This window comes from Methanotorris igneus Kol 5, from assembly GCF_000214415.1.
In the GTDB taxonomy this organism is placed as follows: domain Archaea; phylum AGJL01; class Methanococci; order Methanococcales; family Methanococcaceae; genus Methanotorris; species Methanotorris igneus.
This window is the reverse complement of record NC_015562.1, coordinates 1,357,576-1,373,669: the sequence shown is the minus strand read 5'-3', so window position 1 is coordinate 1,373,669 and position 16,094 is coordinate 1,357,576. Positions and strand designations below refer to the sequence as shown.

Here is a 16,094-nt window from a genome sequence, read left to right as displayed (position 1 = left end):
TTATTAAAATAGTATTAAAATAGTAAAATTAAATAAATTTCAAGATTGAGGGTTTAATCAAAATTTTAAGTATATTTAAAGTCCCAATTCTCTGCATCTCTCATCAATGTATTTTTGCAATCTCTCAATATCTTCATCAGTTAAGTGTCTGTATCTCTTTTGCATTCTTATGTATTCTTTTATTGGTTTTCTTTTTGCTGGTTTGTAGGTCAATCTAAACTCTCCATTCTCAATCTCATATAATGGCCAAATTCCTGTTTCAACAGCCAATCTCCCAATTTCTATGGTTTTCTCTGCAGGATAACCCCATCCTGTTGTGCATGGTTGTAACACTTGGATATATGCAGGGCCTTCAATCTCGCATGCCTTCTTAACTTTGTTCATGAAATCCTCTGGATAGGAGATGCAGGCAGTAGCGACATAAGGAATTCCGTGTGCTGCCATTATTAACGGCATGTCTTTTTTAGGCCTGTCTTCTCCCCTAATCTTTGAACCTGCTGGGGATGTTGTGGTTGCAGCCATTAATGGAGTAGAACCACTTCTCTGAACTCCTGTGTTCATGTATGCCTCGTTATCATACATAATATAAACAATATCATGCCCTCTTTCCATTGCCCCACTTAATGCTTGGAAACCAATATCCGCTGTTCCTCCATCCCCACCAAAGGCGATTACATTTATTTTTTTGTTGAATTTTCCTCTCTTTCTTCTCAATGCTTTAATGGCACTTTCAACACCACTTGCAACTGCAGCAGAGTTCTCAAATGCAGTATGTATCCATGGGACTCTCCATGCTGTTTCTGGGTAAGGTGTTGTCATAACCTCTAAACATCCAGTGGCGTTTGTACAAATTGTGTCCTTTCCTGCAGCTTTCAATACTAATCTTGCAACGATTGCAGCTCCACATCCTGCACATCCTCTATGTCCTGGAGCAAAGTATTCTTCTCTTGGAAATTGCATAATTTCACCATAATTTATGTTTTTTAAATTTTTCAAAAATTTCATTGGAAGATTGAATATTATATAACGCAAACCATCATTCTTAGTCCAATCATGCGATTTCCTATGAAACCTTTTAAAAAGACTTCATCCAAACGGGATAGTCTGGCATTTCTCATTTAGTTATTTATTCCTTTAATCCAATCCATGCAGTTTCTCCATCCTTTGCAACTTCAACGTGTGAGATGATTTTTTCAATGTCCTCTATTCTTATGTCTCTTCCTCCCAAACCAACAATGTAATTAACAACTTTTTTGTCTCTAACTGTTGAAGCTAAATCTAAGTATAATGCTCCTTTATTTATACCTAAACTTATGTTTTTGTCGAGAACTGCAATGTTTTCTGCATCTTTTAATGCTTTTGCAATATCTTCTGCTGGGAATGGTCTGTAGCATCTGACTCTCAACAAACCAACTTCTTTTCCTTTCTCTTTTAACCTATCAATAACTTCCTTAATTGTTCCACAGACACTTCCCATTGCAACGATAACAGTATCAGCATTTTCCATGTTGTATTCTTCAATTAAACCATTTCCATAGCTTCTCTTGAACTTTTCTGCAAACTCATCGTGAATCTCTTTAATAACTTTCTTTGCATTTTCCATTGCCTTTTCAACTGCGTATCTTGTTTCCATGTAGCACTCTGGAACTCCGACACATCCTTGTGTTATTGGCCTATCTGGGTCTAAGTAAGCATGTTTTGGTTCATAAACTCCAACGAATGCTTTAGCATTCTCTTCTGAAGGAATTGTTACTGGTTCTACTGTGTGAGTCAAGATGAATCCATCAAGGTTAACCATTACTGGCAATAAAACATCTTCATGCTCCCCTATTCTGTATGCTTGTAATATTGTATCGAGTGTTTCTTGGTTGTCCTCAACATAAAATTGTATCCATCCAGTGTCTCTTTGGGATATACTATCTTGTTGGTCGTTCCAGATGTTTATTGGGGCAGATAATGCCCTGTTTGCGTTCATCATGACAATTGGTAACCTCATCCCTGCAGCAATAAACAACATCTCATGCATCAAAGCAAGTCCTTGGGATGCAGTTGCTGTAAATGTCCTTGCTCCTGTTGCACTTGCCCCTATACAAGCACTCATTGCTGAATGCTCACTCTCTACTTTGATAAATTCTGCATCTAACTCCCCATTAGCAACAAACTCAGCAAGTTTCTCAACACATGTTGTTTGTGGGGTTATTGGATACGCTGCAATAACATCAACATCCGCCAATTTTGCAGCCTCTGCCGCTGCACTTGTTCCAGTTATAACTTTGACCTTACACATTTAATCTCACCAATTTTTAGTTTTTAGGTTATTTAGGATTATTATTCGTTTGTTTTATTATTTTATTTATTTTCCTTCTCTAACTTTTGTTATTGCATTTACTGGGCACTCATTTACGCAGATTAAACATCCCTTGCAGTAGTCATAGTTAATGGTGAATTTCCCATCAACTTCCTGTATAGCTCCTTCTGGACAGAATATATAGCAGTTTTCACACTTTATACATTTATCCGCATCTAAAATTGGCCTAAATACTCTCCAACTACCAGTCTTGTTTCTAATTGAACTTCCTGGCTCATATATAATTGCACCAATTGTAACCATAAAATCACCATTTTTGTTTGATTTTGTTAAAATTTTTATTTTGTTTATTAATTTGAACTATAGTTGTTTGCCAATTTCTTGCACGGATTTTATACGGCAAAACAACTTTGTTTTGCCATTTATTTTTTAAAAGGACGATAAATCAGTTTGTAAAATTCCAAATAAAGGTTAATTACTTCATATAATTTAATGAAGTTTTCGTTCATTAGTGAGGCAAACAACTATAATTTGATTTGATTTATTTTTTGTATTTCTCAATCATTGCTTCATAAGCTACTTCTGCTGCTTTAGCGTTCTTTTCTCCCAATTTTGCTGGGAAGGTTTCCATAATTGCCTTTTTTAATGACTCTATGCTAACTTCCCCTGTGACACCAGCAAACGCTCCCAACATTGTAGTGTTTACAATAGGAACCCCTAAAACATCCAATGCAATCCCTGTAGCATCGATGCAGTATGTATCGTAGTCACCCAACTTAATGTCTTTTACTGTGTTTATTATAACTTTTCCATCATTTTTCAAACCACTTGTGACATCAACTGAATCCAACAATGTAGCATCTTGAACTACAACATAATCTGGCTCGTATATTTGGCATCTTAACCTTATCTTTTTGTCATCGATTCTTGTAAATGCCATGACTGGGGCTCCTCTCCTCTCAACACCAAAGAATGGGAATGCTTGACAGTATTTTCCATCATAAAATGCAGCTTTTGCTAAAATTTGAGCAGCAGTAACAGCCCCTTGTCCTCCTCTACCGTGGAATCTAATTTCTATCATCTCTTCACCTCAGGGCAATGGTATTAATCATCATTATTAATCATTACAATTATTGTTATATAAATGTTTGGATTGTTAGTTGATTGTCGTAATATTATTTAGCATGTGTTTTAAAACTAAAGCTAACCAAGAACATCATCAAAAAAGTATTTTGTTATTTTTTGAATTTTTGCACAATAAACCTTAAATAGGCAAATGTAGTAAGTATAATATAAACTTTTTGTATAGTGGTGAGATATGTCTGAAAAAAATGAAAAGAACATAAAAAATATAATCACTGACGAAAAGTTGAATGATTACTTAAAAAGAACAGAAGAAGCAATACAAATAATAAAAAAGGGTTTACCTCCAAAAAGAAGTTTGCTCCATGATGTTGCAGAGGATTTTCTTTTGATGATAGAGAGTTATTACAAAGATGCAAAAGCATTTATAGAAGTAGGGGATTATGTTAATGCATTTGCATCATTAAATTATGCTTATGGTTGGATAGACGCAGGGGCAAGGTTGGGTATCTTTGATGTGGGAGATGATGATGTCAGATTCACATTGGCGAAATGATTAGAATATAAGGCAATATTCAGAACCTTAGATAACAATACCAATTATACTAAATTAGAATTAATTAAAATAAAAATACGTTAGAAATTGCGAGAAAAACTTTGTGAGGTTTTGGTGAGACCTATGGGGAATTATCACGTAACACTACAAGCAGCATATGTTGTAAAGAATGTAGATGATGTTGAAGATGCTATTAGTGTAGCTATCTCTCAAATAGGGAGGACCTTAAACAGACACGGTATGGAGTATGTAGATATTGATATCGGATTAACAATATGTCCAAAATGTGGTGAACCAATAGATTGTGTGCTTGTTGTTGCAAGAACAGCATTAGTTGGGGTCTTGCTATCAATGAGAGTATTTAACGCTGAGAGTACAGAACACGCAATAAGGATAGCGAAGGCAACAATTGGAAAAGCTTTAAAAGACATTCCATTAGAAGTCGTGGATGTTGTAGAGATGCGCAAATAATTTCATTAAATTTTTATTTACTTTATTTTTATACTCAATTTTGGTAATATTGATTTAATTACCCTACACGCCATAAAATGCTTTTTTTATTTTTTATTAAATTTTATTAAAACCGCAATATTTTTATACAAATTTGTCAATAATTTGTCATTAATTATCATGATAAATTTTTTACTGTTGTTAATGTTTGAGGTGGATTAGATGTCATTAAAGACATTATCAAGGAAAAATTGCATCCATGTTATGCTCGCCTACACTGGAGGGTGTAATGGGTGTGATATTGAAGTGGTTAATTGTGTTTTGTCCCCCTTTTATGATGCGGAGCAATATAATGTTCTTTTAACATGGAATCCAAGGGAGGCAGATATTTTAATTGTCACTGGATGCGTTACAAAGGCAGTTACTAAATCATTAAAGAAAATCTATGAAGAGATCCCAGAACCTAAGGCAGTTGTTGCAGTTGGGGCATGTGCATTAATGGGTGGGGTTTATAAGCATATAGGTGCGGACTTGGGAACATCATCATTTATTGATGGGCCTGTTGAGAATGTAATCCCAGTTGATGTTAAAGTCCCAGGGTGCCCACCAAGACCAGAAGATATAATAACTGGCATTGTCAAAGCACTTCCTAAAATCTTAGAGGGCTAATTAATTTGGTGAGATTATGATAGAAGAGATTTTATCAGCAATAGGCGTTCCATTAATTGCTTTTTCATTATCCACATGGATTCCAGGAATACAAAGGAAAATCCAAGCAAGAATACAACAAAGAATAGGGCCCTCAATAGCAACACCGGGATTTTGGGCATTATTTAAATTTCTCTACAAAATCCCAAAAGAACCAGTAGCAAAGTTGCCAAATTTATATAAAGCCCTTCCTCTTGTTAGTTTTGTTGTTTTGTGGGCTGTCTTTGCATTAACAACATTAACACACTACCACATACTTTCGAATGAGATTGGTCTTGTTGGACTTTTGAAGATAGAAGAGATGGTTTATATCATAATGGGTTCATTGTCCAATACTGTAATGGGTATTAGGATGCCATTTATTGATGAATGTAAGGGAAGTAATTTTTTAGGCACGGTAAAAATGACTCTTGAACAACTTGGGGCAGTCAGGGCATTTAAAATGATTACTATCGGCTCATTCCCATTCTACTTAGCAACATTTATCCCATTTATCCCACAACACAGCATATTTTTAAAGGATGTTGTAGGAGAGATGTTTTTATTTACACTTGGAGGATTGTTTGGGGCGTTGTGTTATTTAATTGGATACATAATAATGCTAAAGGAATATCCATTCTCAATCATGCACACAAAGGCGGATGTTATTGAGGGACCTACAATGGAATATTCAGCAAAATACAGGGCATTTTATTTGTGTGTTAAGGAACTCTTGATGATAACTCTTGGAAGTTTATTCGCTACTCTGTATTTGGGCATTGCTCCAGATATCAACAATCCAATAACTATTGTAATAAATCTTGCAATCGCCATGTTATTCCCAATAATCGCTGCTATAGTTAATGCATTTACGCCAGTGTTTACATTTAGGCAAGTTTATCCAATGTCACTATTCGCAACAACCTTAGGAATCATCGGGGTTTTATGTGCACTGTTGGGAATCTAAATGAAACCTTTAAAAGAAACTTTAAAAAAGTTTCATCAAAAAGGATGCACTGCCTCGCTTCGCTCGGCAGTGCCTCTTAGGGAGTTTAATATCAGATATTAAATTTTCTAATTAATCTTTCTTGCTTCTTACGAACGAAGTGAGTAAGTCGTAAAAATTCCGAAGGAATTTTGAGATTATATACCCCCTGTTGAATTTTGGTACTAGAAAATTGGGAAAAAGTATTACTCATTTTTTCAAATTAAAATTGAGATTTTTGGAAGATTTTTGTTGGTTGTTTTTATTTTTGTAGTTTTAAGTTTGGATTGGTTTTGGATTGTATAATATCTCTGCTAATTATTGAGATTTATTGGTGTGGTTGTGCATTGGATTTATAAATAATTTGCACAATCTTTCTTACTTTTATAAAGGGTTTGATAATCATACAGTAAGAAAATTCGGGTTGAAAAAGAAAGATTTATATAGGAGTTTAGGTATAAAATAAGGATGAAGTTATAGGGTTTGAATACCTCATCCATTAAAACAAGGATGGAAACAGTTTGGTGCAGTTCTCATTTGAACCCTCAATCTACGTTTGAATTGCTCATCCATTAAAACAAGGATGGAAACAGAAGAATTAAATAATACTTATAGATTTAAATTTTTAAAATCAAAATATAAACTCTGTTTTATTAGTTGCTTTATATAAAGAAGTGAAACATTTTATTTATTTAGCACTATTTTCTATGATTTTATCATCAAAAAACTTCATTAAAAAATCAATCAATATTTATAAATATTCAAATGTATATATATTTTTGGTGGGAATTGTGGTAATAAAAATCATCCTAACATCCCAAATAGCCAAAAAATTATTCAAAAACACAAGGGATTTGCGACAGTCTATTTACTCTCAAAATCAAAAAATAAAAACAAAAAACAAATAAAATTAAAAGATAAAAATTTTCAGTAGAGATAAACATTTTAAGTTTAAAAACTATGCAATTTTATTTTAAGTTTTTTTCTCCAAAATTAATTTTACTAAATCGAAACTTTTTTACTGTTTTTAAAAATTGATGCAATAAAAAATAGTCCCAAAATTTATTTAAAACATGACAAAATAATTTGAAACATTATCAAAAATCTACGGTGAAAAAATGGCAGTGCATCCAATTGACTACAGATATGGAACAGAGGAAATGAAGAAAGTTTGGGAAGAAGAAAATAAATTACAAAAGATGCTTGAAGTTGAAGCAGCGTTGGCAAAGGCAGAGGCAGAACTCGGTATAATACCAAAAGAGGCAGCAGAAGAAATCAATAGGAAGGCATCAACAAAATATGTTAAATTGGAGAGAGTTAAAGAAATAGAAAGAGAAACAAAACACGACGTTGTTGCTATGGTTAAAGCATTTGCAGAAGTTTGTGAGGGAAATGCAGGGGAATATATACACTTCGGTGCAACTTCAAATGATATAGTTGATACAGCCCAATCATTGCAATTCAAAGAGGCAATTGCCATATTGGAGAGGAAGTTGAAAGAGTTAAGAGATATTTTATTGGAAAAGGCAGAGGAGCATAAATACACCGTCTGCATTGGAAGAACACACGGACAACACGCAATCCCAACAACATATGGGATGAGATTCGCTTTATGGGCATCTGAGATACAGAGGCACATTGAGAGATTGGAGCAGTGCAAAGAGAGGATTTGTGTTTCAATGATAACTGGTGCAGTAGGAACAATGGCAGCACTTGGTGAGAAAGGTTTAGAAGTGCATAAAAGAGTCGGAGAAATTTTGGGATTAAATCCTGTTTTAATATCCAACCAAGTTATTCAGAGAGATAGACATGCAGAGTTTATTGCACTTCTCGCTTTAATTGCTCAAACATTGAATAAGATTGGAGTTACTGTTAGGAGCATGCAGAGAACTGAAATTGGAGAATTAGAGGAAGAATTCGACCCAACAAAACAGACAGGCTCTTCAACAATGCCACACAAGAGAAACCCAATCACATTTGAGCAAATTTGTGGTTTATCAAGAGTCGTTAAAAGTTTGGCATTGGCAGAGTTTGACAACATTCCCCTGTGGGAAGAAAGGGATTTAACAAACTCATCAGCAGAGAGATGTATCTTTGCTGAGGCATGTGTTTTATTAGACCACATCTTAACTTTGGCAGTTAAAGGGATTAAAAAGTTAAGAGTAAATATTGAGAATGTTGAGAAAAACCTTGAATTGACAAAAGGTCTTATCATGGCAGAGAGAATAATGATCGAACTCGCGAAAAGAGGAATGGGTAGGCAAACAGCCCACGAAGTTGTTAGAAAATGTGCAATGAAAGCATATGACGAAAAGAGACATTTAAAAGAGGTCTTATTAGAAAATGAAGAGGTAATGAAATATTTAACAAAAGAAGAATTAGAAGAGTTAATGAATCCAAAAACCTATATTGGATTAGCCCCACAAATCGTAGATGAAGTTATAAGAGAGTTAAAAAATAAATAATAAATTAAAAAAACATTAATACGCTATTAAAAATAGACAATTACTTTTTTCAACAAACCTAATTATTTTTACTCTGTTTTCTGATTAAAATTTTTTAAATTACTCAATAAAATAAATTAAAATAATCCTATTCAAATTCAAAAATACAGAAAAAATAAAAATAAAAATTATAGAGAAATTGTCAAATTATTCATTATCTTCTTTACCCACAACGATAATTGTAAATACCAAATCCTCCCCCGCCAATTCGTGATTGAAGTCTAAAGTTACATATTCATCTGTAACCTCAGTGATCCTTGCAGGAATTCCCTCAGCAAGTATCATCATACCTTCCTCTGGCTCAAAGTCAGCACCCTCAAATGCACTTAAAGGCACTTTTTGAACAAGCATTTCATTTCTTTCTCCATACGCTTTCTCAGGAGGAATTGTTACAGTTTTCTCTTCCCCAATGTCCATACCAATAACTGCTTCTTCAAAACCTTCAATTAGAGCCCCTTCACCAACAACGAATTCTATTGGTTCATAAACTCTCTCAGGATTGTAGATACCTTCTTCTTTTGCCACGTCTTCCATTGATGTATCAAAAATTTCTCCATTTACAAGTCTTCCAATATAGTGCACCTTAACTTTATCGCCTTTTTTTATCAAATGAATCAACTCCTTTTATCTTTAGATTTTAAATATCTGTTTGCTTAAATTGGTGGAATGCTATATCCACCCTACATAATACGAAGGTTTTGTTGTTATATTATATATATTTTATGATGCATACATTAAAATGGAATTAAAAAATCTAATTAAGTAAATTACTTAATTTCAATCTCAGCACTTAAAAATACTGGTCCCCTTACATCAATAACCCTATTTCTTCCCATAATTTGCCTTAATGCAAGTTCATCTATCTTTAAGTTTATATCACTCAAACTTCTAACAATTGGAACTCTTATCTTAGCATTTTTTTGGTTAGTTACAAGCATATCCTCAATCTTTGCCGTTATCTTATAACAGATTCCATCTATATATCTTATTCCCGTTGGGACTCCTTCTTCTTTTGCTTTCTTTAAAATATCTACATATTCCTTCTTAACCCCTTCAAAACTCTGTGGGATTCCATAAACATTGCTGTCGTAAACATAAACCTCATTCAGTATTGAAGGACCAAGTAGTTTTTTACCTTCTTCATTCTCAAATATTCTTATCTTTATAGTTTTTTTGGTTTTGTTAAAGTTGATTTCCTTTTTAAGTTCAACAGAGCATGGACTTTCTTTATCTTTATTTGCTATACACAAATCAATAAGTTCATCAGTCAATGCATAGAGTTCATTGGTTATTGGTAACTTGTCAATCCTTATCATCCCCGCAATTTCCCTATCACTCAAAACATTGTCATAGAATTGCGGATAAACCATCTCCCTAACGTCCTCATATCCATAGATAATCATAGCCAATCTCTCAACACCCAAACCTAAATTCATAACAGGCACATCTATGCCATACTTTGCCAATGCGATTGGTGAATAGACACCAAATGTAGCAACCTCAATCCACTCATTTAGTTTTGGGTGGTAGGCATAGACCTCTGTTTGTGTTTCTGGGGTGTAATATTTGCTTTTCTTTTCGTCTGGCTTGAATTTAAATTTTGTAAATCCAAATTGGGACAACAACCCCTCTGCAACAATTTTTCCATCATCGACATCCACATCTTCCCCAACAACCACACATGAAGCAGAATGGTAAGTCATTAAATGGCTTTTATCTTCTCTCTGCTCTCTTCTAAAGCACCTATCTATTGAGAATAATTTGAATGGTAAAGGCTTTTTCTTTATTAACTCTCCAACAGTTATAAACCATCCAGAGGTCATGTGGCTTCTTAATGTTAGTGTTGTTGCCTCTGGTTTTAGGTCTTTAAATTCTGGAAATACCTCTTCTAAAACCTTTAAACCCATTTCACTACTTGTATTTAATGCCTTTGCAATTTCAAAAACCAAATCATCCCCATCTATAGTTCCCTTTTTATATTGATGCAAAACCTTCCTCAAATTCTCTTTTTTCTCATCATCAATAGCAATACCTAACTTTCTTATTTCTTCCACTTTACTCTCACTCAAACCAACATCAGGTCTCGGCAATCCAGCCAAATAAAAGCATCTATCCAAAACTGCCATCGCTTCAGGCCCAAATTGCTTGTAGATATCTTGCTCATCAACAATTACTGGGTTTATATACTCTTCAAACCCCATCCTCAAATATGCTTGCCTCAATCTTTCTATGGTCTCCATTACTGGATGTGGTTTTCCATAGTGGGGTTTTATCCTCGGATATCTCAAATCAACATGTTTCCTCTTTATCAACTTCTTTGTTTCTCTCCATGCCTTCTCAAAATCCTTATTTGCCATTTCCAAAATTTTTTCTTTGTCAAACATGTTTTCCCCTTACATACTTATTTTACTATTTTCATCTTCCAAAGCATATACAAATCTTTTAACTATAACTACCTAATTTTTTGCAGTATTCTTTAACGTCCCCACCCAATACTTTCTTGAATAACATAAAATTAAATCCTTTATTAAAAAATTCCATTTAAATTACCAATTTTAATTCCAATTTCTATTTAAAGCATTATCATCAAATATCATCACTTATGGGTTTCAACAATCTCTTTAATAGCATTTACAACATACTCTACTTGTTCCCATGTTAAGCCATAAACACTCATTTTAATTTCCTTTGTTACTCCCCTCTTAATTCCACCAATACCTCTCTTCTTTAGCTCTTCATAGAAGAAGAATCCTCTTCTCTTATCTTTTTTAGCAATTTCATCTAATACTGGTGTTTCAAACTTAGTTAAATCATGTTCCTTTGGCTTTACCCCCAATTGCTTAAATCCTATTTTCTCCAACTCCTCAACAACATACCTTGCTTTTTTAACCTCTTCATCCCATCTCTTTACCCTCTCAACTACATGTGGAAAACTTGCCATTAATGTAACTATAGGCAATCCTCTACTTGTGCATCCCAACATTTCAATTTCTTTAACTGGGAATTTTGATGAGGTTTTTAATATTTTCTCTGCAAATTCATCCCTAAACGCCAATACTCCACACGGTCCAGATGCTGCCATACTCTTATGTCCTGATGCCACAATAAAGTCAGCATTTAATTTTTTCCCATCTACTGGCATTCTCCCAACGCTGTAAGCACAGTTCAATAAAAATGGATATCCCTTTTCTTTTGCTATCTTTCCAACCTTTTTGGCATCGCTAACATTTCCATAATTTCCATCGACATGGGTCAATAAAATTAGGCCTATATTTTTACCTTTATCCTCCAAATTGTCAATAACCTCTTTATATTTCTCTGGATTTATTCTAAATGTTGGGTATCCCTCACTTTCAACCTCTACAACATTCAACCTTGCCCTTTCAGCAGAAACATAAGTTGTGTAGTGAGCATTCCCATCAACAACCACATAATCCCCTTCATTACAAATTGAGTGCATAACTATGAATTTTCCTTCCCTTGCTCCATGTGTCGGTCTTGAGATATCCAAATTTACAAACTTTGAAAAGTCCTCTAAAAACTCACATATTGGTGGTGTAGAAATCTCATCTAACCTCCCACCGCAGTAATCACATACACTATAACCGTCCCAAAACTCATAAACTGCTTTTCTTGCTTCGACTGGTAAAATTCCTCCTCTCTGAATTGGATTTAGATTTATAATTCCCCTTTCAAAATTTCTTGTGAGATTTTTATACTTATCCAAATTAATCTCCAAAATAATCACCCTATTTAATTTAATTAGGTCTTAGTATTTTTAGACATGTTATTTGCATAGAATATAGTGAAACCAATATAAAATTTTTCCTTAAAATTACATCTAAGAAAAAAGTTTTTAAAAAGTTTTTTAGATAAAAGTTTAAAATTCCCAATTTAAAAAAAATAGGCATAATATTAGTTAAATGTCGCAATTGTTATTCATTAAATTTAAAAATGCTAAAACCCCCTCATAAATCCCAATGAAAAATCTTCACTTTTATTTCCAGCACCTTTTGAAAAATCCAAACTCTCAAAACCAAAAAACAATTTTTTATAGTCAGCACTTTAAGAAGCACCAGCCCAATGGCTTTTTATTTGCTACGCGCCTTGTCTTTGGGAAATCATTCACAATTTTCTTGGTTTTTGGATTTCTCCCTAAGCCAAGCTTCCTTCTAAGATTTTCAAAATTTGGATGAGTTTTCAGTAAAACTCCAAGAGTTGTTGAATACCATCCACTTCCCCAACCTATTCTTATTGGAATTTCTCCACTCTCCAACTTCATCTGCATATCTTGATAGAACTCCAAAACCTCATCTCTATACCTACCATACTTATGAATTTCCCTGAGTTCAACCTTTATCACTTCCTCATAAAACTCTCTAAGGGCATTTTCAATAAACTCCCAGTTTATATCTTTTAAAGTCCCATTAAACTCCCCATAGTTAAGTTTAAGAAGGTTTTCATCGATTGTGAATTCAAAATCTATTTTAACATTTTCCAACCCTTCAACGTACTGAGGAATTGTACCTCTTTCCCCAATTGTCCAAACTCCATAAACTTTGAGTTTTCTTGGGCTTATCCTTTCGCTGTCCCTAATAATTAACCCCTTTAAGGTATCTTTTTTCGGCTCATAGTAGCCTCTATTATTGCATCCAAAAATTCGGGCTTCAAGCCAGTTATCTGCTGTTTTTATTACTCTTCCAATACCTCTTGAATTTAAATCTTTTACTTCATTATATAACTTTCTAACTGCCTGATTTAAAAGTTCTGGATTATTTTTAACAATTTTATACATGATTGCCGTCCTTATTGCCCCTTTTATTGAAGAACCCGGAATGTAGGGATAACCTCCACTTTTTATAAATGCTCTAACTTGCATGGAGTATTTTCCTTTGTTTCCTATCAGTTTAAGGGAATATCTCTCAAATTCCTTTGGATTTAGATTATATTTTTTCAAAATTTTCTTCCAAGGATATGATTCAGTTTCTAAAATCTCTGTTATCTCATCAATGTTGGCTCCTATTGAAATTAGCATATTAAAGAGCTTATTAAGATCTAAGACAATTATTTCTGATTCATTAGCTATGAAATCTGCTGGTGTTAGTGTTTCTCCTGAACCAATATGAAGAGGGGAGAGCATTTCAAGCTTCAATGCTTCCACCTCACAGGAATTAAAAATGATTTTGCATTTACCAAAACTTTATGTCCAATTTCACCTGAAAAATTACCATAGTTATCTAAATCTATAATTTCCCCAGGGTCTTTATTAAGTATTGAACCTTCTTTAACCATCATTATCGTAGGCTTTCTTCTTGGCTTTCCATTTCTTGTGAAAATCCAATCCCCTCTCTTAATAAAATCCCATAAATGTAGAACATTTTTATTTTTTGGAATGGTCAATGAAAGCGTTACAAACAAATCAGATTCCTGAGTTTTTAATGCAATATCTTCAAATTTAGGTTTAAACTTCCCAAGTCCCCAAGTTCTTTTGCCCCCTATACCTTCATCCCCCAATAACCTTATAGCCGGCTTTATGTAATTTTTAAAAATTTCATCATCTCCTTGGAATAGAAAGTAAAGGCCAGCATTATCCTCAAAAAACACCTGAGAAATATGGTAGAGATGGGAATTTACTGTAATCCTGTCAAGAACAATTTTTGGGATATCTGCAACTTTATAACCATACTTTTCTTCATAATTTATCTCATCAAGATCTGGAATTTTGCCATTTATCATTTTTTCAAAGTTTTCTTTGTCAAAGAATTTCTTTTTCTTAAATTTTTTTAACTTTAAGTAGCCCTCCAAGTTAGGGTCTTTATCAATTTTTTTATTAATGTAACTATTGATATGAAATGGCTTTGGAAAAAATAATTTCTCCCCCCTAAACGGAAATGCAGAGGATATTGAAAATCTATTTTCTTCAAATGCTCCAACAAAAGGTTCAATATCAACATTAAGGTAGATGAGTGCATTTATTATGGCACCAAAGATTGTATCAGAATGCACTGGAATTATAGCCCCCCTTTCACCACCCATATATAGTGGAGTTTGAAAATAAAGTTTTATTGCTTTCATCTGCATTATCTTCACCATTAAATGGTTATTTTCCCAAATACCTCTTCAAATTTATCTAACAATTCCTTAATGTCTTCTGTATCGAGTTCAATTTCTTCTTCCTCTTTCTTTCCAAAGTAAAACTCCCTGCTTCTAAAAATTGGATTTTTAAGTTTGAATTTAATTTTTCCATAACCTCTTGAACCAGATCCCCCCAAATAAGAGTCTTCAAGCATTTTCATTGCACTGAGAAGGTTCTTTAAATCATCTTTCCAATTTTCATCTTCAATATTGTAAATTATTTCAAATTCAAATTCCACTCCCGCTGGAACCCTTTCACTCTGCCTTGGACTTGCAGCTGAGGTAATTCTATCAATTGCAGTTTCCACCTTTGCTTCAGTAAAAACTTCACCACTTTCAAATCTTTTTTTCCATTCTTCGGTTAATTGAGAATCTCTAACAATAACTCTTGATGGAAAGTTCTCTTCCCCACTTGCTCCAAATAACCGACATACTTCACATTCTATTGCATGATCGTATTTTTTACATACATGAATCCAAATATTATGTACTTTCGTATTAAAAAACTTCTCCTCGCCAGTGCCTTGCTTTTCTTTAGGTTGCTTTGAATTTACTGCAATCTCAAGCAGAGACCTCAATCGTCCCTTTAATGATGACCCTGGAATGTAAGGCAGGCCTGTTACAGGATCTTTTATAACTGGATTATCAATACCCCCTATTTCAGAAACTTCTCTTTGAGCCCCTATGTGGAGTCCAGTAACTGCTTTAATATTTCCTTTAAGAATTATTTTGCCATAAAATGCCCTATTTTTATCATAGGATTCTTTATTCATTAGTCAGCACCTCCAAAGAATTTGTGGTAGGCAACAATAGCCTGCAAAAATTCATAAAACTTTCCAAAATTCTTTTTAAAGTTATTATCATCTGCTTTTTGGAGTATTTGGAGCATTGGATCAAGGACAGCATAGAGTTTTTCAACTGTTCTTTCTTTTCCTGCTTGATAAGCTAAAATATACCTCATTTTTATTATTCTGGGTAATATTTCCTCATGCAAATTTTTTTGATGTTTTTGATATTTAATAAGGTTATGTACATTAGTTGCTAAATCTAAAAACTTCCTAAGCTGAGAAGATTTTAACCCATCAAGTCTTAGATATATCGAAAGTAGCATTGCTTTTTTAATTATATCTTCTTCTTTCCACCCATCAGCAAAGTTTGCACAAATTGGTGCTGAAAACTGCCTGCTTAACTCCTCATTCCAGAATTTTTCTAAAATTTTATCTTTCTCTTTTTTCTTATTTTTAAAGTACTTACTTACTTTTTCAATTTTAGAACTTAAGGATATTGGATTAAGAACTTCTTTACTTTGTATTTTTTCAGAAATTTCCTTTAATTCTTTATAGATATTATTATCAATTTTGATTTGTTTATTATCATTTCTCATAT

General features: G+C 33.5%; 16 protein-coding genes. 5 read left to right on the top strand and 11 right to left on the bottom strand.

Features of this window, described 5'->3' with window-relative positions; translation table 11 throughout:
• Positions 1-75 precede the first annotated feature (75 nt).
• The 4 genes from porB to METIG_RS06810 form a co-directional block, all read right to left on the bottom strand.
• Positions 76-960, bottom strand: a complete 885-nt coding sequence (gene porB, locus METIG_RS06825; protein WP_048055574.1) for a pyruvate synthase subunit PorB — start codon at positions 958-960, stop codon at positions 76-78.
• Positions 961-1,126: 166 nt separating this feature from the next.
• Positions 1,127-2,287 (bottom strand): pyruvate synthase subunit PorA, encoded by a 1,161-nt coding sequence (porA, locus tag METIG_RS06820; RefSeq protein ID WP_013799487.1) that lies wholly within the window; start codon positions 2,285-2,287, stop codon positions 1,127-1,129.
• 66 nt (positions 2,288-2,353) lie between these two features.
• A complete protein-coding gene (porD, locus tag METIG_RS06815) occupies positions 2,354-2,611 on the bottom strand; it encodes a pyruvate synthase subunit PorD (RefSeq protein ID WP_013799486.1) in 258 nt (85 codons plus the stop codon).
• 238 nt (positions 2,612-2,849) lie between these two features.
• The gene (locus tag METIG_RS06810) at positions 2,850-3,389 is read right to left on the bottom strand and encodes a pyruvate ferredoxin oxidoreductase subunit gamma (protein ID WP_013799485.1); all 540 of its coding nucleotides are present in this window, start codon (positions 3,387-3,389) and stop codon (positions 2,850-2,852) included.
• A gap of 237 nt (positions 3,390-3,626) precedes the next feature.
• On the opposite strand from METIG_RS06810, the gene METIG_RS06805 reads away from it, so the two are divergent.
• From METIG_RS06805 to purB, 5 genes are all read left to right on the top strand, one after another.
• Positions 3,627-3,947, top strand: a complete 321-nt coding sequence (locus tag METIG_RS06805; RefSeq protein WP_013799484.1) for a DUF357 domain-containing protein — start codon at positions 3,627-3,629, stop codon at positions 3,945-3,947.
• 123 nt (positions 3,948-4,070) lie between these two features.
• The gene (locus tag METIG_RS06800) at positions 4,071-4,418 is read left to right on the top strand and encodes a DUF555 domain-containing protein (protein WP_013799483.1); all 348 of its coding nucleotides are present in this window, start codon (positions 4,071-4,073) and stop codon (positions 4,416-4,418) included.
• 201 nt (positions 4,419-4,619) lie between these two features.
• The gene (locus METIG_RS06795; protein ID WP_013799482.1) at positions 4,620-5,066 is read left to right on the top strand and encodes an NADH-quinone oxidoreductase subunit B family protein; all 447 of its coding nucleotides are present in this window, start codon (positions 4,620-4,622) and stop codon (positions 5,064-5,066) included.
• A 16-nt stretch (positions 5,067-5,082) separates the two neighbouring features.
• Positions 5,083-6,051, top strand: coding sequence for a respiratory chain complex I subunit 1 family protein (locus METIG_RS06790; protein WP_013799481.1), 969 nt, complete (start codon positions 5,083-5,085; stop codon positions 6,049-6,051).
• 1,136 nt (positions 6,052-7,187) lie between these two features.
• A complete protein-coding gene (gene purB / locus METIG_RS06785; protein WP_013799480.1) occupies positions 7,188-8,534 on the top strand; it encodes an adenylosuccinate lyase in 1,347 nt (448 codons plus the stop codon).
• A gap of 186 nt (positions 8,535-8,720) precedes the next feature.
• On the opposite strand, the gene METIG_RS06780 is transcribed toward purB, so the two are convergent.
• From METIG_RS06780 to csm2, 7 genes are all read right to left on the bottom strand, one after another.
• Complete coding sequence (locus tag METIG_RS06780) at positions 8,721-9,182, bottom strand: FKBP-type peptidyl-prolyl cis-trans isomerase (RefSeq protein WP_013799479.1); 462 nt, start codon at positions 9,180-9,182, stop codon at positions 8,721-8,723.
• 158 nt (positions 9,183-9,340) lie between these two features.
• Positions 9,341-10,957: an O-phosphoserine--tRNA ligase gene (sepS, locus tag METIG_RS06775; RefSeq protein WP_013799478.1), complete on the bottom strand. Its 1,617-nt coding sequence runs from the start codon at positions 10,955-10,957 to the stop codon at positions 9,341-9,343.
• Between the two features lie 212 nt (positions 10,958-11,169).
• The gene (gene pscS / locus METIG_RS06770; protein ID WP_048055573.1) at positions 11,170-12,312 is read right to left on the bottom strand and encodes an O-phospho-L-seryl-tRNA:Cys-tRNA synthase; all 1,143 of its coding nucleotides are present in this window, start codon (positions 12,310-12,312) and stop codon (positions 11,170-11,172) included.
• Between the two features lie 318 nt (positions 12,313-12,630).
• Complete coding sequence (gene csm5 / locus METIG_RS06765) at positions 12,631-13,734, bottom strand: type III-A CRISPR-associated RAMP protein Csm5 (protein ID WP_394295222.1); 1,104 nt, start codon at positions 13,732-13,734, stop codon at positions 12,631-12,633.
• Positions 13,722-14,654, bottom strand: a complete 933-nt coding sequence (gene csm4, locus METIG_RS06760; protein ID WP_157209589.1) for a type III-A CRISPR-associated RAMP protein Csm4 — start codon at positions 14,652-14,654, stop codon at positions 13,722-13,724. Before csm4 ends, csm5 begins: the two co-directional genes overlap by 13 nt.
• Positions 14,655-14,665: 11 nt before the next feature.
• Positions 14,666-15,481, bottom strand: a complete 816-nt coding sequence (gene csm3 / locus METIG_RS06755; RefSeq protein ID WP_013799474.1) for a type III-A CRISPR-associated RAMP protein Csm3 — start codon at positions 15,479-15,481, stop codon at positions 14,666-14,668.
• On the bottom strand, positions 15,481-16,092 hold the full coding sequence (gene csm2 / locus METIG_RS09120) for a type III-A CRISPR-associated protein Csm2 (RefSeq protein WP_013799473.1): 612 nt from the start codon (positions 16,090-16,092) through the stop codon (positions 15,481-15,483). Before csm2 ends, csm3 begins: the two co-directional genes overlap by 1 nt.
• Positions 16,093-16,094 lie beyond the last annotated feature (2 nt).